Consider the following 19,606-nt stretch of genomic DNA (forward strand, 5'->3'; position numbering starts at 1 on the left):
GATCACTCATCCTATAGGGATAAGTCACGGTTACGACGCTTTTTATATCAACTGCGAATATTAAAAAGCAACAAAAACTACATAAACAGCCTATTTTAAATGTAAAGAGGTGTAACTTTGAAAAAGTCAGAATTAAGAAAACAATCTTTGGAATACGTTAAATCTCTTTCTAGTGTAGATAAACTGAGTACAGAGTTTAAATTAGAAAAATACTTGTTTCAAACACCTTATTGGAAAGAAGCTACATCTATTGGAATAACTATGTCCCGTAAACATGAATGGAACACAACTACAATTATTGAAACAGGATGGTCAGAAGGAAAAAAAATTTCTGTACCAAAGTGCTATCCAGACACTTCACAATTGATTTTCTATCAATTGGATACGTATAATCAATTGGAATCAGTGTATTTCAATCTATTAGAGCCTAACCCAGCACAATCAGTTGAAATTCATAAAAATGAGATAGATTTGATAATTGTCCCTGGATTGTTGTTCGATCATCAAGGCTATAGAATCGGATTTGGTGGAGGATATTATGATCGCTATTTAAGTGATTTTAATGGGGTAACTATTTCTCTCGCTAGTGATCAACAAGTTTTATCGGCTCTTCCGTATGACCGCTATGATATTCAAGTTCAACATCTTATTACAGAATCGGGAGTATTATTTTAGAATTTTTTCATTATCTAATCTTATGGTAACTACCCTTTTTTCTTTTAGCATATTTTTTAGAGAATTGTAGCAAACTAAAACTATGTTTAAGCAAGTAAAAGGGGTGAAATGGTTGAGGTTTTTTCTCTTATTAGGTACTCTTTATGTTGGTTTTACTGTGTTCTATAAATGGAGATATAAGATTCTCAATGCTTTATTGGCAATTAGAGTGTTAAGAAAACTGATTGTTAATGTGACAATGAACATGCCATATATTAGAGAGAAAATACTACCAAGTATTATAGGGCGTTCGGTGTAAAATCCGGACGTTTTTTTTTTTTTTAAATAAACAGCAAATAGCTTTTTAATTTGATTATCATGCTATGATGAGGTGGGAGGGGAAGACATGTACATTAAAGAAAGATATCTTTTCTTTCGCTTGGTAAACCAACTAGTGAGCAATCATGAATTTGAAATTTTACATACTGACAAAGCATCTAATGAAGTTTGGTTAAAAAAGAAAATAAGTGGTACGAGTAATGTTATAAGAATTGTCCACCGGGGTTTTGATTGGAGTAATCAGTTAAAGCGGGATAACTCTTTGGTTCTTAATAAAGTTAAAAAAATGAAAAGTTTTTTAATAGGCCGAACGATTCATATACATAATGTTTATATTGCGACGTACCCACCGGTTGATCAATGGGAGTCATTAAAAAATAGGGTTCAAGTAGAAAATAGAAATAAGGTAAGTATGACTGTTTATTATTTGGCTAGTGAGTCTGTTGAAAAAGAGACGGATCGTTTATTCCAGGAACTCGGTTTGTTAGAGAAGGAAATAACTTTTCCAGAAACTGAATTGGAAATGGACCAAATGACTTATTACCTAGAAACAAAATTGACTAGTATATATGAAACAGAACTACGAGAATCTAAGGAACTATTTACTAAAGGCAAACCATTCGTCACATATGTATTTTTAATTGTTAACGTTCTCTTATTCACCCTGCTAGAAATGATTGGATCTAGCACATCTTTATCCACACTTATTAAGTTTGGAGCAAAATATAACCCTAATATTATTGAAGGGGAATGGTGGAGGATTATTTCTTCTATGTTCCTTCATATTGGGTTGCTACACCTGTTTATGAACATGTTGGCTCTTTATTATGTTGGGACAGCAGTTGAACGAATTTACGGAAACATCCGCTTTATTATCATTTATTTTTTGGCGGGTATTGTTGGGGGAATAGCAAGCTTCGCATTTAATCCGCAAATTGCAGCAGGAGCATCGGGAGCAATTTTTGGTCTTTTGGGAGCACTACTTTTCTTTGGTGTTAATTATAAAAAAGTTTTCTTCCAAACCATGGGATGGAACTTGTTGTTTGTCATTGGATTAAATATCGTATTTGGACTAACTGTCCCACAAATTGACAATAGTGCACATTTAGGAGGATTATTTGGAGGGTTTATTGCATCATCTATCGTTTTCTTTCCAAAGAAAGGCAAAAAGATTGTTCAGGTTTCTTCCACAGTAGTTTATTTGGTTATTATTTGCTTTTTGGTATATTTTGGATTATCTAATACTTCAAATCATTCTAGTGGTGCAATCCAGTTACAAGTTAGTCAGGAATTACTTCAAGACGAAAAATATGAAGAAGCAATCTTAATAATCACTAAAGGGCTAAAAACTTCAAATGAATTTAAAGCAGAATTATTATATTACCAATCAATTGCCTTTATAAACACAGATAATCCAGTTGAAGCCATAAAAAGTCTGGAATCAGCAGTTAAAGAGAAAAAAAACTTTTCTGAGGCACATTATAAGTTAGCACAAGTCTATTGGCAGGAAGGAAATCTCGAAAATGCGAAAGAAAATGCAAAAATAGCATTTGAACTTAATCCAAATGACGAAGGTATTTCTGAGTTACATCAATTGCTATTTTCTGTTGAAGAGTAATATTGTATTAATTGTTGTTTTTCTCCACTCTGATCTTCATATAATACAATTAGATGGTGGCCTTGCTTAGAAAATAGAACGATTGGAATAAAGCTTTTAACTGGTTGTTCATTTCTAGAAATTCCTAAAATATAATTTTTATAAAGACCCTCCCACAATTGTCCGATTACTTGTTGTGTTTTTGCTTTGCTTAAAGTTGGTATCGGTTTTGATTGATAGACATGTAAGTTTGTTAGTGGAACAACATTATACTTAGACTGAGGGATCTCAAAGAATTCTATAAGTTGCTTCCAATGATATGTAAGTTGTTGATTCGTTGCGTGATCTAAAGTGTGCTTCCATTCTTCCTGGTTAGAGCTAATAGGTTGATCAAATGATTCAAGAGCACTGTGTGGGGAATCAATTACATACAATTCATCATAAGACATAGAGTTAATACTTTTTATCTCATCGTCCGCATAGTGAATTTCGCCATGGTGAAAGGATATTGCCTGAAAGTGACTACTATCTTCCCCGTGAATAGATGATTTTAATTGAATGTCTTGTTCATTTTCTTTCCACTTACTTAAAATTCCCTTTAAACGACCATCAGAATACAGTAATGACACATCCTGTCTTAAATATATTGGACTATCTAATTGTGATATAACCGTCCAGTTTACGTCATACTCATCTTGGTCTGTCTCAGACAACAGACTTAAATCTGTGTCATATGTAGTGAAATCTACATTTTGATCAATAGGAAAATGTTTAACAACAGCTACATCACTTTTTTGAAAAAAAGAAAGTGCAAGTAGAAGAGAGCACAATACAACAGTAAACAAAACAGTTATTGTTTTTTTCATTTCTTCTAACTCCTTTTTTAACTCATTTAAACCTACCTAAGATGATAATCTTTAATGAGAAAACTAATTAATAAATTATATATGTTGCTTGTCTGATATATATGAAAAAGGAGTAGAAATATTATTAACTATGGAGTTTGATTGATTTTTTGTAATAAGTTATTCTTCATGAATTTAATTTAATGTTTAGGCACAACCTAATGCTATAAGTATTTAGTATAGGGTGAGAGCATGGAAAAAAAGTCGCGACCAATGTATCAAAGTTATCAACAGAATATAGAGTATATGCGAGAACGACTAGGAGTAGATAAAAGCTTCGATGTCATTCAGTTAGATCTTGAATATGCAAATCGCAAAATGACTATGTTTATGATTGATGGCTTTGTAAAAGATGACATATTACATTTGTTAATGAAGTTTTTGTCGAAAATCGAACCAGAACAATTGGAACCAGAGCCACTAGAAAAGTTAATGAAGACTTATATACCTTATGTCGAACTGGACAAGGTAGATGACCTGGATGTTGCAACAGATACCGTCTTAGCAGGTCCAACAGCACTTGTTATTGAAGGCATTAATCAAATTATAGTAATTGATGCTCGTACTTATCCTGTTCGAGGTCCACAGGAACCTGATTTGGAACGAGTGGTCAGAGGCTCAAGGGATGGTTATGTTGAAACGATAGTTTTTAATACAGCATTAACCAGGAGACGTATAAGAGATCGATCATTAAGAATGGAATATCTAAGTATTGGTAGAAGGTCAAAAACGGATGTTTGTGTTTGTTATATTGAAGATATTGCTGATATTGAAAAAGTAAATTCATTAAAGGACCACCTAAAGAAAATTGATACTGATGGTTTACCAATGGCAGAAAAAACAATTGAAGAGTTTTTAGGTGGGCGACATTGGAATCCTTATCCAACTATTCGTTATACGGAAAGACCTGATACTGCAGCTGCTCATCTCTATGAAGGTCATATAATAGTAATAATAGATGGATCACCAAGTGTAATGATTACACCAGCCACTTATTGGCATCATTTACAACATGCAGAAGAATATCGACAGAAGCCATTAGTGGGTGCATATTTAAGGTGGGTCCGGTTCATTGCAGTTATTTCCTCTATTTTTATTTTGCCTTTGTATTATTTGTTTTCGGTAAATCCTGATTTACTTCCGGGTACCTTAGAATTTGTAGGACCAAATGAGACCGGTGAAATTCCTTTGTTTTTACAGTTTCTAATTGCTGAAGTGGGAATAGATATGCTTCGTATGGCAGCCATACATACGCCAACAGCTTTGGCAACAGCTCTTGGTCTTGTAGCAGCTATTCTGATTGGGCAGGTTGCTGTAGAAGTAGGTTTATTTTCTAATGAAGTTGTCTTATATTTAGCAGTAGCAGCTATTGGAACTTTTGCCACACCAAGCTATGAATTGAGTTTAGCAAATCGAATTGTAAGAGTTCTTTTGCTTATCGTGACAGCAAGTTTTGGAGTTGCTGGTTATGTCGTAGGAATAACAGTATGGATCTTTTATTTAATGAGAATGAATTCTTTTCAAACCGGTTACCTATGGCCGTTCATGCCATTCGCACCAAAATCCTTCTTAGATATTTTTATTAGAACTCCAATTCCGCTGAAAAGTAGTAGACCAAAATTTCTTAATCCACAAGATCCAGATCGATAATCGATCTGGATCTTTTTTATAATTAAGAAAGACTAACATTCTGGGGAATACTACAGTTAATTATTTATTTTCTTTGTATCCATTGCTATAATGGTATTGGTGATAAAATGAAAACAATATATGACGTTCAACAATTGCTAAAGAAATTTGGGACTATTATTTATATAGGGGATCGTTTGGCAGATCTTGAGATGATGGAAGACGAGATTAAAGAATTATTTCAATCACAATGTATTGAGACTAAAGATTATCAGATGGCTATATTACTTCTAAGACAAGAAGTAGCTGGAGTACGTGAAGCAATGAGGAGAGATTAAAATGAATAAAGATTATTTCATTGGAGTAGATATTGGGGGAACAACTGTTAAGATAGCTATTATTAATAATATTGGAGATATTTTGAATAAGTGGGAAATTCTGACGAACAAGGATAATAGTGGGGCTTCAATCCCTAACGATATTTGGATATCTTTAGATGAAAATTTAGGTGAATTGCATATAGATAAAAATCAAATCCACGGAATTGGTGTGGGTGCACCAGGATTTGTTGATACTGAAACAGGTAATGTATCATTAGCAGTAAATATTGGTTGGAAAGACTTTGACTTAGGTCCACAACTGGAGAAGCTTTCAAACCTTCCAGTCTTTGTAGACAATGATGCTAATATCGCTGCCTTAGGGGAAAATTGGAAAGGTGCCGGCAACTTAGCAGATTTTTTAATCGCTGTTACCTTGGGAACTGGAGTCGGTGGTGGGATCATTGCAAATGGTAAGATAATTAATGGGTTTAATGGTACTGCGGGTGAAATAGGTCATCTAACTGTTGAACCAGGGGGAGCTCCTTGTAATTGCGGGAGAAGAGGCTGTCTAGAAACAATAGCTTCGGCAACAGGTATTGTCCGTCAAGCAAACAATGTACTTAATACAGAATCTAATTCAATGATAAAAGAACATTACAAGCTTCATGGAGAAATAACTGCTAAAGATGTATTTGATTTAGCTAAAAAAGGAGATAGTCAAGCTAGTGAGATAGTTGAAAAAATTACAGACTTTCTAGGGTTAGCAATTGCTAATGCTGCTACTTTAATTAATCCTTCTAAGATTGTTATAGGTGGTGGAGTGTCTAAGGCGGGAGCTCAGTTGTTAGTTCCACTTAGGCAATCTTTCACTAATTATGCTCTTCCTAGAATTAGTGAAGAGTGCGAATTTGTTATCGCTCAATTAGGAAACGATGCAGGTGTGATAGGTGGAGCTTATTTAGTGAAAAATCAAGTTGTTACTTTATAAAAATAAAGATTGTTAAATGAGTGATAGTATTTTATAATGAAAGTCTGTTCAAGTTTTGTTTTAAGCTTAAATTCATTAATCACTATAAAAAATAATCCCTTATTATGGGTTTATTTTTTTTCGAAGCAATAGATCATAATTAAATAAATCACTACTAAAATGAAACTTTTCTGTTCGCTTTAACGTCATAGTAGTAGTGGTTTTTTTTATTCCACAAAGTAAACTATTAGATAGCAGTGTAAAGTACAATTGATTAACACAAAGGGTTAGGAGGAAAACAATGTCATTAAGACGGTTTCAGATACCACCATTATATATACTTGCTAGTATTCTATTTGGCATAAAAACATACATTGTGTATCGCTTTATGTTTAATATATCGATAGAAAATATAATGCAAGAGTTTATCCTATTGATTAACCCATTCGCTTCTGCATTTTTATTCTTGGCACTAAGCGTTTGGTTTAAAAATAAACGACAGATGAAATTTTTACGATTTGCTACATTGATGGGTACTTTAATTTTATTTCTAAATCTTGTTTTTTATCGGAACTTTACTGATTTTATTACCATCCCAGTACTTTTTCAGGGAAGTAACGCTGCAGATCTAGGATCAAGTTTCTTTTCACTCATCAATCCTACAGATATTTTCTTGTTATTGGATGTAGCAATTGTTTGGTTTTTAAGCAAAAGATACGAAAGCCATGTGGCAACGACCTATAATAAAAGAGCAAAAACAATTGCATTAAGTGCTTCAATTTTATTCCTACTGGGGAATTATGTTCTAGCAGAAATTGAAAGACCACAGTTATTACAGCGGACATTTGATCGTGAATATTTAGTTAAAAATATTGGACTGTTTAATTATCATGTTTATGACACTGTACTACACTCTAAATCAAAGGCGCAACGTGTTTTTGCTGATGGAAACGAAATGCCTGACATAGAAAAATATGTTGAACAAAATGCCACTAGCAAAGAAGAGTCTAAGCTATTTGGTATAGCCGAAGGCAAAAACGTCATTCTAATATCATTAGAATCCATGCAGAGTTTTGTTATAAATAATACAGTTAATGGTGAGGAAGTAACACCGTTCATGAATGATTTGATCGATGATAGTTATTATTTTGAAAACTTCTATCATCAAACAGAACAGGGTAAAACTTCAGATCATGAGTTTTTAATTGATAATTCATTGTATCCATTACCAAGGGGAGCCGTGTTTTTTACACACGGTCAAAATGAATACAACTCAACTCCTGATATCCTTAAAGAAAATGGCTATTACTCGGCAGTATTTCATGCCAATAATAAAAGTTTTTGGAATCGTGATGTAATGTATGAAAACTTAGGCTATGATCACTTTTATGAACAAAGTGCTTATGAAATTACGGATGAAAATTCAATTGGCTGGGGACTAAAAGATAAATCTTTTTTTGAGCAGTCTATAAAGTATCTACAATCGTTACCAGAACCATATTATTCAAGATTTATCACATTAACAAACCATTACCCATTTGAATTAGGTGAAGAAGATGCTTCTATTGAACAATACGACTCAAATTCCAGGACACTTAATCAGTATTTCCAAACTGCTCGATATACTGATGAAGCATTAGAACAGTTTTTTGCCCAATTAAAAGAGTCAGGAGTATATGAAGACTCAATCATTGTTATAATGGGAGACCATTATGGAATAAGTGATTTTCACAATAAAGCAATGAGTATGTATTTAAATAAAGAGGAAATAACACCATACGATCATGTTCAATTACAAAAGGTTCCATTCTTTATTCATATACCCGGACAAGAAGGAAAGTTAATGTCTAAAATCTCTGGTCAAATAGATGTAAAACCAACCTTATTACATCTTCTTGGAATTGAAAACAAAGATGATATCTCATTTGGTACAGATTTATTTACTGATGATCGAAAAGAATTTGTAGCTTTACGAGATGGGAGTTTCATTAGTGATGACTACGTTTATTCTAAAGATCAATGTTTTGATCGAACCACAGGAGAACTGCTTTTTTCAAAGAGCGTAGTTGAGACTGAAGATACTGGTGAGAATGTTTGTCAGCCGATAAATGACATGGTGCAAAAAGAACTATCCTATTCTGATCAAATTATCTACGGTGATTTGTTTAGATTCTATAAAATAAATAATAATTAAATAAAAAAAACCATCAATTAGCTTGCTAGTTGATGGTTTTTTTATAGGCAATAGTTTTTTTGCGTTTAATATCCTGTGAAATTCCAGTCTAATTATCCGCCTAATATTATAGTTAGACTGGAATATAATGTTAAAATATTTTTATAAAAGTTACTGTGCTTGTTTGTTCAAGTAGAACTTAATTAGCATTATATTGAGGTGACTGATTATAAATGCCTTACTAATTATTCTGTTTTATGTTTTTGCTATCCCTTTTTCCGTATTTTTACATGAGCTTGGTCATGCCATAGGAATAATTGTAGTGAAAAGGGATATCGTTGCCAAGGTCTATCTTGGTCCTAATTTCGAAAGTAATTAAAAAAGATTTCAGATTGGTAGAATACATTTTCATATAATATGGGCTTATTATGGTTTTTGTTCTCACTCCACTGACAGTTATTTGTCTCCACTTCAGAACGTAATAATAGCCTTAGGAGGCCCATTGGTATCTCTTCTATTAGCATTTTCCTATTCATTCTATCCAGGAATTCTTTTTTAATGAAATAAGTTACTTTTGAAATGGCTGTTCTCTCTTAAACTTAATAAATTTCCTTGTTACTGTTATACCGATTAAATATCCTAGTTGGTGGAAGCCCTATGGTGGATATCCTTCAGACGGTTATAGAGTAGTAAAAGAATTAAAAGTCTAAAAGACTAACTCTTATTTTTCTTGAATTAAGGACCATATATTTTAGACATGTGAAACGTAAGTCTATTGAATCCAAAATCATGAAGTAGTCAAATGGAACTATAATTCCTTTTAAATTAAACCAAGGATTGAGCTAAGGAAGAGATTATAATGAAACATTTTAGTAGGGATTTCGTATATAAAATGAGGGATGTGATGAGATGATGTTAAAAAATATAGTTTGGTCAATTATTACTTTTTTTACAATACTTATTATTAATTGGGGAGTAGCATTCTCTTTAAATGCAGAATTTATTGAATACTCTTTTTTAACTGGGCTTGGGGTCGTAGTGATCGTGTGGTTTTTTAATTCAACCGGGGGGATAGGTTCTAATAGCGTTAGAGTGAAAACACAAGCTCAAACTGGTATAAAAGTTGATGAGGAAAAAAAGTCTTTTAATCCGACTGTTGCATTTTACACTGCTGCAGTTTACACATTGATATCATTAATATTAACGATATTTTATTTTAAAGATTATTTTATAAGTTGATATTTCTACAGTTATAATTGGTAATCTTTTTCAACAAACATTAGGATAATAAAGACAATAATAACTTTAAGGGTGATTATATGAAAAAATTCTTACTAGGATTAGGCATTTTTATTATTGTATCACTTATTTCATTATTTGCAGCAAACGCTTCAATAGTTATAAATATTAGTGGAGTTATAGGTTTGATAGGAATAGTTGTTGCGGGTTTTTTAAAAACAGGATTTTCTGGAAGGAATTCCTCACCGCTCGGAAACTCAGCGATTATCGAATTGGATGAAAAGCTAAATTTATCAAGTACATTGTTTCTAATTGCCTTACCTAATTTACTTGGTTCACTTTTACTACTTTTATTTTTTAAGTAGTAACCTCTATAATAAGTGAAGAAGTTAATTTGAGAGGCATTAATTCTTTTAACTTAATCTTTCTTAACTCAAATTTGTAAAATATAGAAAAATTATAAAAACTGTTAATTCGTTTCTAATTCTTAAGCTAGAACAGTAATCTTGGAAAAAACATAATCAAGCTCTCAGTTCAGGTAAGATTTTGGTTTTAAATTACAAATCTAATTAATAATTGCAGTATGGCGATGCTGCAATTATTTTAAAGTCGAACAGTTACACGTTGTAGGGGCTTTTGTAGAGCCAATAAAAAATCCTTTACCATATAGTAGGGAAAGGATTTATAAATATTTAAGTTATTGGAACAATGGAGAGAAAAGTGTCATAATTGAAAACCAGCCAAATACTAGTGTGGAAGCACCTGCAAAAGCGACTGCAAAGAAGTTCTTAGTTTTAAGTTCTCTCAATACTGCAATAGCACATAAAATTGCTACAACTAAAAAGATTATTGCCAATTCCATTATTCTCAACCTCCTTGAAAAAGTCTTCCCAGTATTGTAATTGGGACTAATATTTATTAATATGTAGTAGATATAATCACATCATACATTCTAAAACAAAATAGTTGATTTGTCGAGTTTAAAAATAGAATAATCTTATTTAAAAAAGGAGCACGGTTATGAATATAAAAAAGATGTCACTAGGTCCATTAGGAACAAATTGTTACATAGTGTCTGAAACAAATAGTGCGATTATATTTGATCCTGGCGGAGAACCCGAAAAGATCATTACCTACCTTGAGGGTGAAAATTTAAACCCAAAGGCAATATTGTTAACTCATGCTCACTTTGATCATATTGGTGCTGTTGATCACGTACGAGATTATTATAACATACCGGTCTATGTCCATGAGCTTGAGGATAAATGGCTAGGCAATCCAAACTTAAATGGTTCAGCTTTGTTCCCCTTAGGTGAAATTAAGTCGAGAGAACCTGATTTTACTTTAGAAATTGGCGAAATGGTCATTAATGATTTTCATTTCGAAGTTAAACACACACCTGGACATTCCCCGGGTGGAGTTATATTTATCTTTGACAAGCAAGGTTTCGTTATCGCAGGAGATAGCCTATTTAAACTAGGAATAGGTCGTACAGATCTGCCAGGAGGTAATCATGAGCAATTACTCAATAGCATTAGAGAATGTATATTTACGCTAGATGATGCTCTTATCGTTTATCCAGGCCATGGTGAGGATACAACAATTAAAACAGAACGTTCTCAAAATCCCTTTTTGAATATCTAAAAACAGCTTTCTTTAAAAAGGGATTTTAGTATAGTACTTAGATTCATTAGTTAGAGTATCTGTAGCTAATCTTTTATCCTGAAAACTTTAAACGACATTAATACAAAGACTCTAATCATTTGATTAGAGTCTTTGTATTAATGTCCAAATCCGGGAACTAGTATGAAGTTTGAATAGTAGGTAAATCCAACAAAAAATATAGTGCAATATGCACCAAATAAGTACATATACATTCTCTCAGATAAATTTAAGAATCCTACTCCTAGGAAGAAAACAGTTTGGGCCAAAAATAGAAAGGCCATGCTTTGCATATCTCCAACAAAAAACATTACAGAAAATATTCCTGTCCAAAAAGCAAGCATTCTAAACGTTCTATCCATACTTTCCCCTCCTTTTCAAAAGGTATGTATCATCGCTATTGCTATTATATACGAGGAAAAAGAGAATGTAAAATTAATCTTCACCCAAAAAGCATATTTTTTTAACTATAATTAAATTTAAACTGGGCTAGCTGGAATCGAACCAACGAATGACGGAATCAAAATCCGCTGCCTTACCGCTTGGCTATAGCCCATTAAAGGATTACATGTAGTATCGTTTACCTTATATCAGAATTTATACATGGATAGATAACTTTAATTTAATGGTATATTCGTTACTGTGGTGTGTATGCTATTTTCTGATGTGGTAATATTGAATTCGACTGTGACACTTGACTGATTAGCTAATAATACTATAATTTTCACGGTACCATATGGAAAGGTGTACGTATATTGATCTAGAGTACTAATAGAAGAACTTTGGGACGGTAGTTCTTGCTTTATTTGGGCTTTCCCCATTTGAAACAGTGTTTCTATCTTTAATTGTTCCTCATCATAATGTGTCATTTTTATATTATTTTGATATATCTGTATACTCCCAGTTATACTTACTAGTACCAGAACCGCTATAAATGCTACATAGGGAAAGATGAATCCATTTTTATTAGAAAGTTTTCTAATACGTAAAACTGAATGTCTTCTCATATGTGTCTCCTTCAAGTGTTGTAACTTCAATCTTTATTCCATTTGATATTGGTTTAATCAAAAATTCTTTGATGTCACGTACTAAAACTTCATGGCCTTGACCAGCAACTCTTCTTCTAACTAAAGATTGATATTTCTCAATTGTTACTATCTCACCATTACCTTTCTGTATATTTACTATAGAATTTACTGTGGAATATGATACAGCTGAATGAAATTCCACGTTAACGAAATGAAAAAACTGTCTAATAGATATTTCTTCATAATATGATTCTTGTTCTATAGAGTTGAGGATAAAAGGGAGGAGAGGTAGGGTAATAAAAATAATCGATAAGGATAACAACAAAGAGACAAGGGTAAAGCCTTTATTATTGCGGGAGTCCATACAAGCAAAAATTCTCCAATCTATTTTTTTCATTGGTCCAGTCAGCACACCCTTTCACCAAATTATCCTCAAGCTTAAATGTAAACGTAATATTCCTATTAGTGACAATTCTTTGCTGCGTAATAGGCATTTGATCCAATTCTGATATCGATAAATATAATTGCAGATTATCATGTAATCTGGAATGGATTTCTCTTCGTTGGCTTAAAACATGTTCTTCCATTTTGACTTGATATAAAATAGGTATAAATGTCAAGATTACTGTAAGAACTATAGTTATTGAAGCCAATGCTTCAATTAATAAAAAGCCTTTTGAATTAGTATTCAACAACATAATTCCTACCTTTACCGAAAGGGAAATAAACGTCGTATTGAGAATCATCGGTTTTTATGGTAAACATACCAGGATTTTTTATCGTTCCGCTATATGTGTAAGAAATCGGCATGGAGAGTGTTACTAGTTGGATATGCCAGTTATTAGGTATATCTCGTTTAACTATTGTCTTTCCTGTTCCTGCCCTTCTAATTATATAATTATGCTGGTCGGGTTGAATGGTTAGATACAACATTTCTCTTTTAATGAAAGTGATTTGTTGCATATGCAACAAATCACTTTGAAATAATCGGAAAAATTGTTCTTTTTGATAGTTTTGCAATATGTTGGTGTGAATAATGGAACCGATAGACAAAAGTAGAAGAGAAGCACTTAGTACTACAAGTACTTCCAGTAATGTAAAGCCTTTAGCGTTTTTCATTATTCAATGATGTTATCTACAATAGTGATGACACCATCTGTAGACAACTCAATTTTTTTCGTTCCATTAGAACATATATTTGTTTTTAGATAGTTAGAATTTATTAATGTATCAACATTGGCCGGTTTCTGTCCGTTTTCAATTTCGTAGGCCTGTACTTGACTTTCGGTCATTTGAGCAAGAGCTTTGCACCCATTATTTTGAACCTGGGTATTCTTTTCTGCCAGATTTGGTACTAGTAATATAAGCAGTGTACTTATTATTGTTAATACAATTAACATTTCTATTAATGTGAATCCCTTTTGATTTTTCATTATTGACCCCTCAATTCTTTAGATAGATTGTATTAATTGAAACATAGGAAGCATTAACGATAGATAGATGAAAATAATTAGACCTGCCATTAATACAAAGAAAATTGGTTGAATAAGTGATAATGATGTTTTAATCTTATCTTGTATTTGATCCATTAAAAAACCAGAATAGATACTTAGATCCTTTTCTAGCGCTTGATTATTAATGTTATCCTGAAATATAGTTGATAGTTCTTTTTCAAACAATAAAAAAGACGAGAGTACCTCAGAAAGACTATAACCCTTTTCCACATCCCTAATGATGAGACTTGAGTAGTAGGATATAATCAACAATTGTGACTGACTATTTAATGTTTGAAAGGCTTCTTTTAATGTTGATCCTGCTTTTAATAAAGAACTTAAATGTAAAGAAAAGAGAAACGTTGTATTTAATCTCATAAAGCTTCTTACAATTGGTATAAAATTATAGATTTGTATCTTTATGCGGGTTTCTAGTTTTGATTTTGCCAGTTGCCATACGAGGACAGTGAATATGATGATTAAAATACTAATTAACAAGGAATTGAAAAGGATAGTTACAACGGATATCGATAGATTTGTAATCGCGGAAGAATTGCTTATAGAGGAAAACAGCTGAAGAAACGATGGGTACACAGATGTTTTTACAAAATATAATAGAACTAGAATTAATATAAGTAATCCAAATGGGTATCTTGATGTCTGCTGGAATTTCTTCATATAATCAATTTGTTGTTTCAACATGATACAACAATGATTTAGTGTTCCTTCTAAATCACTATTAGAATTTGAAAAATACATAAATGATACAACCTTTTCATTGAAATTTGCATGGTTTAATGCTTCATCAATCGAGGCGCCTTCAATTAAGCTGTTATATATTCGCTCGGTGTAAAAAGCCCATCTACGATCCCAATTTAATACTTCTAAAGCATGAAGGAGTGTATATCCATTGTTAAGTAGTTGACTCAACCGATATAAAAAATTGTGTTGATCCTTTAGAGAGAGTTTCTTTTTATTTATTACCCATGTTAAAAATTTCCTTCGTTGCGAATCCATAAGCAAAGGCTTTCCTCCTTAATTGGTCAAAGGAATAAAAGTCATTATTCATTGTTATTGATCCATTACTAATTACCTGTTGTAGAGATTGGTTGTCTAAAAGCTCCAAAATAGCTGCTCTTGATGGGAGAAAATCATTCGTTTTAATGGGTAGTAGTTGAAGAGATGCAACTGCAATTAAGCTTTGCTCAAGGTCTGTTTTTTTAATTCCCATCTCCAATAGTCGATGAATGGTTCCAACGGCATCTTTTGCGTGGAGAGTGCTTAAAACGAGGTGACCGGTGTACGAAGCGTGGAATGCAAAATGAGCCGTTTCTCTGTCACGAATTTCACCCACCATTAAAATATCCGGATCGTGTCGAAGTGCCGCTTTTAAACCAGCATTGTAACTAATTCCAGCCCGTTCATTAACCTGCACTTGAAGAATGTTACTCATTTCCTTTTCGATAGGGTCTTCAAGGGTAATGGTTTGGAAGGATTGTTCTTGTAATAAAGACTGAAGTAGTGCATACAGAGTTGTCGTTTTGCCACTTCCAGTTGGTCCAGTAAACAAAATAATACCTGCTCGTTTGGAAATCCAACTTTTTATTTTTGTTAGTTGGTTTGGAAACAGAAAAAGTTGTTCAAGTTGGCGGGCTTCATTTTGAGGTAGAATTCTAATCGCCAGACTTTCAGATATGTTCAGGGGAAGAGTAGAAAGGCGTAGTGAGAATTGCAAGTGGTGTGTTTGAAACGAAATGGTACCATGTTGGGGTTTTCGCTTTTCACCGATGTCCATACCAGAGGAAAATTTATAATAAGCTAACAATGTTTCAAATTGTTTTTGGGGTATATTTTGATGAATGATCCTCTTTCCATGGACTCTAAAGTAGATTTCTGTTTTATGGGTGGATGGACAAAAGTGAATGTCGGACGCAGTGGCTTGAATAGCGGATAGAAGAAGATTTTTCGAGAAAATTGCAGCGGGATTCAACCTAAATATCACCTCTTTTCTAGTTCATGGTACAATATTCGACAGTGAGTTACAAAAAACCTTCAAAGAAAATAAAAAATTTTATTGAAGTTTTAAATTAAGGTAAAAGTTGGGAGGATAAAAAAGTGAAATCAATTTTTCTAATTGGATTTATGGGTAGTGGAAAATCAAGTGTAGCTCAGCATTTAGCAAACAGGTTAAATTTTCAATTAAAGGATATGGATAGCATCATTGAGTCGGAGTATAATACTAAGATTTCAGCCATTTTCGAACGAGAAGGAGAAGCTACTTTTCGGAACTATGAAACAGCCTTATTGAAAAAGTTACCGGTTGAAAATGCAATAATCTCTACTGGTGGAGGGGTTGTTGAAAGAGAGGAAAATATAGTCTGGATGAAAGAACATGGATTAGTTGTCTATTTAGAAACTTCATGGAAAGAAATTGTAACACGTTTAAAAAACGACACCTTAAGACCCCTATGGAATCAGAAAGGAAACGATAAAAAGGAATTATATAACAGTAGATTGATGAAGTATAGTGAAGTTTCATTACATACTGTACGGACGGACCGCAGGCTACCAGAAGATATTGCAAGTGAGATTTATCGACTGGTCCAGCAAAAATATTAATCGACGATGTTTTATATTTTTTTTAGTCTATAGTGTCGATGAAATCCTAACACCGATAATATGAATAACCTGAATTATTATGGTTAAACTAGACATATATACTAGTTGAGGTGATATCTATGTCTGGTAATGACTATGTTAAGTTTATGACACAAGAGATTGTTAAATATATGGATACTCCACATGAAGAACGAAAAAAGAAAAAAAATCAACGAAGTAACAACAAAAATACTTTTTCCGGTCGTTGGTTTGGATTGTTACCATTCGCTTTTAAATTATTAGTTAAAAAGAAAAAGTAATAGCAGGCATCCATTTCCGTGGACCTGCTATTTTTTTCTTTTTATGGACTAATTATTTTTATCGGGCTATTTTACCCTAAAATTGCTAATATATTTCACTGTAAATGCTCATTTATGATTCGTATAGAAGAAGCATGAGACAAGTAGAAAATCCCTCCGTTAACCACCTCGATATTTATTTGAGGCTTAAATCTATTTTTTAAGTCTATAAGTTCCTGATCTTTTCTACTTATCAAATCAGGATGATCATCATTAACATTCTCATAAAAATGTTCTAATAATTTTTGTTCTTCCTCTAGATGATGCCAAGATTCCTGTGCCCAGGTATGATCGATATCTTGGAGGTAGTTCTCAATATATTGGATTATTCTTTGATATCCACTCTTAAGGCGAATAAGGGGAGTAATTGTGTAACAAAAATCCGGGATGGAAGACTGTAAGGATAACACCTCTAGTTCGTCCATAATTTGAGTAATCATTGCTCCATTAATTAACTGTAATCCCATTGATTTAATCTCATCTTTCTTGTGTTTACCTGTGTAGCTAATTCTAATATTTAGAACCAACCACGGAACAAGTGGCGTTCTTAATTCTGTTGTAACTCGTTCAAAGATTTTTGTGAATTTCCCTTGTGAAATAAGAGTGTTAAAAATTTGGTGAAGTCTAGGACTACCAAAATGAACCCATTCCCCTTCTTCATCCCGACGGTTTGGGTTTGTAATGAAGGAAACTTTCATTGGCTCTCCTGGGTATCCTAGTGTTTTTACGTACTGCCAGTAAAATGGTCGGTTCATCAGTAATTCATCCATTTTATCGGTTAACTGAATACTCAATTTCCCATTATAATTTTCAATTATGTCACATTGATTTGCGGTGAAGTAATCTGTTAAGAAATCATGAAGATTCTCGAGTGCCATTTCACGCCTCCTCTGCTTGCTGTTCCTGTGCGTAAGAAATAACGGAAGAAAGGTTTTCTAGTTTTATTTTCACTTCTCCGTCAGTTGAGGATTCTTTGAAAATTGTTTCTATTTCTTTTTCAACATCACCAATCTCGAGTTCAGATAATATGGCATCTAAATTCCCAACAACCCGTTCGAAGAGCTTGATTTTTTCATATAATAAATTCATAACATGTTCTTCCATCGTATTTTTAATAGCAAAATTGTATATATTTACATCATATTCTTGGCCATACCTGTGAATTCTACCAATTCGTTGCTCTAGTCGCATCGGATTCCATGGTAGATCATAATTAATCATGTTATTACAAAATTGCAGGTTAATTCCTTCGCCCCCAGCTTCTGTGGCTATTAAAACTTGAACTTTATCTTGAAATAATTGTCTCATCCAATCTTTTTTCCCACGCTTAAACCCTCCTCTAAAAGGAACGGAGGAAATTCCGTGTTGTTGTAGATACCATTGCAGATATAGCTGGGTTGCGCGGTATTCGGTGAATATAATAAATTTTTCATCTGTGTCTTTAATTAATTCAATTATTTTAAGGGCTTTTGCATGATGTGGAAGCTGTTCGATTTGTTTCATTAAATTTTCGTAATCTAATCGGTTAGCAATCTCCCTATCTTGATTTAGCAACTTCTTTATTGATAAATAGCAAGCTTCCCTAGAAGAGCATAGCTCCCGTGTATAAGTTATTGAAGAAAAATTAGGTGACTCGGTCGAAATTCTAGTTAGTTCCTCATACGTTTGTTGTTCATCATCTGTAAAATCAATCCAAACGGTTTCTACATTTCGTTTTGTCCAATCAATCCCTGTATCTTCTCTACGATTGCGCACCATTACTTTTTGAATCAGTTGTTTTAAGTGTGCATCATTAAACAAATTGTTTCGGTCTTTACCAAACTGTTTAGTAAATTCTTCATAGTTACCTAAGTGTCCTGGTTTTAAAATAGAGACAAGGTTGAAGATATCAATTAGCTTATTCTGTACTGGTGTAGCAGTTAATAACAAACAGTATTTTTTCTTCAATGACCGTACAAATTCGTAATTCTTTGTTTTATGATTCTTAAGTTTGTGTGCTTCGTCTATTAACACAAAGTCATACTCTTGTTCCAAAATAATATCTCTATGCGGAGGTCGCTTTGCTGTATCGATAGAGGTAACAACGATGTTCTGTTGGTCCCATACTGGCCTTCTTCTCTGGGATAGTGCTGGTATATAAAATTTTTGACTTAATTCATTTACCCATTGGTTTACTAATGATGCTGGCACAAGGATTAATGCCTTTTTAACCAGGCCTCGTATCATATATTCCTTTAAAATTAACCCAGCTTCAATAGTTTTCCCAAGACCAACTTCGTCTGCAAGAATTCCTCTTCCATTCATTTCTTCAACTACTTGTTGAGCGCATTCTAGTTGATGTTGTAGAAATGTCACATGTGGTAAGCGTTTAGGAGCTGTTAATCCTTTAAACTCCGGAGTTGTTGTTGCTACGGCGGATCGGTATGACATTCTAAATAGTTGCCAAGAGCTAAAAGATCCTTCGTTTTCTATTCTTGAATTAAATTCTTCAATAAACTCTTGGTCACGATTCAATTGAATGTTCATCATAACTCACCTTTCAAAAATTAATTTTTATCAACAAACAAAATTCATTCACATAGACAGATGCGCTATGATATAATGATTTTGATTTGTTACATATTTGTTACATGAATTTAGAAA

At 33.0% G+C, this 19,606-nt stretch carries 23 protein-coding genes and 1 tRNA gene; 12 read left to right on the forward strand and 12 right to left on the reverse strand.

Annotated features, from left to right (window positions below; genetic code table 11):
• Positions 1-117 precede the first annotated feature (117 nt).
• The 3 genes from GH741_RS10565 (at position 118) to GH741_RS10575 (ending at position 2,611) form a co-directional block, all read left to right on the forward strand.
• Entirely contained in the window at positions 118-675 is a 558-nt protein-coding gene (locus GH741_RS10565; RefSeq protein WP_153736745.1) for a 5-formyltetrahydrofolate cyclo-ligase, read from the forward strand.
• An 82-nt stretch (positions 676-757) separates the two neighbouring features.
• A complete protein-coding gene (locus GH741_RS10570) occupies positions 758-973 on the forward strand; it encodes a hypothetical protein (RefSeq protein WP_240795462.1) in 216 nt (71 codons plus the stop codon).
• An 87-nt stretch (positions 974-1,060) separates the two neighbouring features.
• Positions 1,061-2,611 (forward strand): rhomboid family protein, encoded by a 1,551-nt coding sequence (locus GH741_RS10575; RefSeq protein ID WP_153736747.1) that lies wholly within the window; start codon positions 1,061-1,063, stop codon positions 2,609-2,611.
• Here GH741_RS10575 and GH741_RS10580 read toward each other — a convergent pair.
• On the reverse strand, positions 2,584-3,456 hold the full coding sequence (locus tag GH741_RS10580; RefSeq protein WP_153736748.1) for a hypothetical protein: 873 nt from the start codon (positions 3,454-3,456) through the stop codon (positions 2,584-2,586). The genes GH741_RS10575 and GH741_RS10580 overlap by 28 nt on opposite strands.
• A gap of 231 nt (positions 3,457-3,687) precedes the next feature.
• Here GH741_RS10580 and GH741_RS10585 point away from each other — a divergent pair, with 231 nt between their 5' ends.
• The 6 genes from GH741_RS10585 (at position 3,688) to GH741_RS10610 (ending at position 10,188) form a co-directional block, all read left to right on the forward strand.
• On the forward strand, positions 3,688-5,145 hold the full coding sequence (locus tag GH741_RS10585) for a spore germination protein (RefSeq protein WP_153736749.1): 1,458 nt from the start codon (positions 3,688-3,690) through the stop codon (positions 5,143-5,145).
• A 107-nt stretch (positions 5,146-5,252) separates the two neighbouring features.
• Positions 5,253-5,462, forward strand: coding sequence for a YqgQ family protein (locus tag GH741_RS10590; protein WP_153736750.1), 210 nt, complete (start codon positions 5,253-5,255; stop codon positions 5,460-5,462).
• A 1-nt stretch (position 5,463) separates the two neighbouring features.
• Positions 5,464-6,432: an ROK family glucokinase gene (locus GH741_RS10595; protein WP_153736751.1), complete on the forward strand. Its 969-nt coding sequence runs from the start codon at positions 5,464-5,466 to the stop codon at positions 6,430-6,432.
• Positions 6,433-6,712: 280 nt separating this feature from the next.
• Positions 6,713-8,605 (forward strand): LTA synthase family protein, encoded by a 1,893-nt coding sequence (locus GH741_RS10600; RefSeq protein WP_153736752.1) that lies wholly within the window; start codon positions 6,713-6,715, stop codon positions 8,603-8,605.
• An 888-nt stretch (positions 8,606-9,493) separates the two neighbouring features.
• Positions 9,494-9,823 (forward strand): hypothetical protein, encoded by a 330-nt coding sequence (locus tag GH741_RS10605; protein WP_153736753.1) that lies wholly within the window; start codon positions 9,494-9,496, stop codon positions 9,821-9,823.
• 80 nt (positions 9,824-9,903) lie between these two features.
• The gene (locus GH741_RS10610; protein ID WP_153736754.1) at positions 9,904-10,188 is read left to right on the forward strand and encodes a hypothetical protein; all 285 of its coding nucleotides are present in this window, start codon (positions 9,904-9,906) and stop codon (positions 10,186-10,188) included.
• 332 nt (positions 10,189-10,520) lie between these two features.
• On the opposite strand, the gene GH741_RS10615 is transcribed toward GH741_RS10610, so the two are convergent.
• Positions 10,521-10,757 carry a DUF2759 domain-containing protein gene (locus GH741_RS10615; protein ID WP_420809397.1) on the reverse strand — a complete coding sequence of 79 codons (237 nt, stop codon included), beginning with the start codon at positions 10,755-10,757 and terminating at the stop codon, positions 10,521-10,523.
• 86 nt (positions 10,758-10,843) lie between these two features.
• Here GH741_RS10615 and GH741_RS10620 point away from each other — a divergent pair, with 86 nt between their 5' ends.
• On the forward strand, positions 10,844-11,467 hold the full coding sequence (locus tag GH741_RS10620) for an MBL fold metallo-hydrolase (RefSeq protein ID WP_153736756.1): 624 nt from the start codon (positions 10,844-10,846) through the stop codon (positions 11,465-11,467).
• A 137-nt stretch (positions 11,468-11,604) separates the two neighbouring features.
• Here the strand turns inward: GH741_RS10620 and GH741_RS10625 are convergent, their stop codons facing one another.
• From GH741_RS10625 to comGA, 8 genes are all read right to left on the reverse strand, one after another.
• Positions 11,605-11,847 carry a DUF2626 domain-containing protein gene (locus GH741_RS10625; protein WP_153736757.1) on the reverse strand — a complete coding sequence of 81 codons (243 nt, stop codon included), beginning with the start codon at positions 11,845-11,847 and terminating at the stop codon, positions 11,605-11,607.
• Between the two features lie 122 nt (positions 11,848-11,969).
• Positions 11,970-12,041, reverse strand: a tRNA-Gln gene (locus tag GH741_RS10630).
• A 61-nt stretch (positions 12,042-12,102) separates the two neighbouring features.
• A complete protein-coding gene (locus tag GH741_RS10635; protein ID WP_153736758.1) occupies positions 12,103-12,492 on the reverse strand; it encodes a hypothetical protein in 390 nt (129 codons plus the stop codon).
• A complete protein-coding gene (comGF, locus tag GH741_RS10640) occupies positions 12,464-12,910 on the reverse strand; it encodes a competence type IV pilus minor pilin ComGF (RefSeq protein ID WP_153736759.1) in 447 nt (148 codons plus the stop codon). Before comGF ends, GH741_RS10635 begins: the two co-directional genes overlap by 29 nt.
• 284 nt (positions 12,911-13,194) lie before the next feature.
• Positions 13,195-13,632 carry a competence type IV pilus minor pilin ComGD gene (gene comGD / locus GH741_RS10645; protein WP_153736760.1) on the reverse strand — a complete coding sequence of 146 codons (438 nt, stop codon included), beginning with the start codon at positions 13,630-13,632 and terminating at the stop codon, positions 13,195-13,197.
• Positions 13,632-13,946 (reverse strand): competence type IV pilus major pilin ComGC, encoded by a 315-nt coding sequence (gene comGC / locus GH741_RS10650; RefSeq protein WP_153736761.1) that lies wholly within the window; start codon positions 13,944-13,946, stop codon positions 13,632-13,634. The genes comGD and comGC overlap by 1 nt, the downstream gene beginning before the upstream one ends.
• Before the next feature lie 18 nt (positions 13,947-13,964).
• A complete protein-coding gene (gene comGB, locus GH741_RS10655) occupies positions 13,965-15,023 on the reverse strand; it encodes a competence type IV pilus assembly protein ComGB (RefSeq protein ID WP_240795474.1) in 1,059 nt (352 codons plus the stop codon).
• The gene (gene comGA / locus GH741_RS10660) at positions 14,980-15,996 is read right to left on the reverse strand and encodes a competence type IV pilus ATPase ComGA (RefSeq protein WP_153736763.1); all 1,017 of its coding nucleotides are present in this window, start codon (positions 15,994-15,996) and stop codon (positions 14,980-14,982) included. Before comGA ends, comGB begins: the two co-directional genes overlap by 44 nt.
• Positions 15,997-16,121: 125 nt before the next feature.
• Here comGA and GH741_RS10665 point away from each other — a divergent pair, with 125 nt between their 5' ends.
• A complete protein-coding gene (locus GH741_RS10665; RefSeq protein ID WP_338079354.1) occupies positions 16,122-16,625 on the forward strand; it encodes a shikimate kinase in 504 nt (167 codons plus the stop codon).
• Between the two features lie 119 nt (positions 16,626-16,744).
• Positions 16,745-16,924: a YqzE family protein gene (locus tag GH741_RS10670; protein WP_153736764.1), complete on the forward strand. Its 180-nt coding sequence runs from the start codon at positions 16,745-16,747 to the stop codon at positions 16,922-16,924.
• A gap of 95 nt (positions 16,925-17,019) precedes the next feature.
• Here the strand turns inward: GH741_RS10670 and GH741_RS10675 are convergent, their stop codons facing one another.
• Both GH741_RS10675 and GH741_RS10680 read right to left on the reverse strand, forming a co-directional pair.
• Complete coding sequence (locus GH741_RS10675) at positions 17,020-17,841, reverse strand: YqhG family protein (RefSeq protein ID WP_153736765.1); 822 nt, start codon at positions 17,839-17,841, stop codon at positions 17,020-17,022.
• A 1-nt stretch (position 17,842) separates the two neighbouring features.
• Positions 17,843-19,492 (reverse strand): DEAD/DEAH box helicase, encoded by a 1,650-nt coding sequence (locus GH741_RS10680; protein WP_205677324.1) that lies wholly within the window; start codon positions 19,490-19,492, stop codon positions 17,843-17,845.
• Positions 19,493-19,606: the final 114 nt, after the last annotated feature.

The organism is Aquibacillus halophilus, from assembly GCF_009649745.1.
Taxonomy (GTDB): domain Bacteria; phylum Bacillota; class Bacilli; order Bacillales; family Amphibacillaceae; genus Aquibacillus; species Aquibacillus halophilus.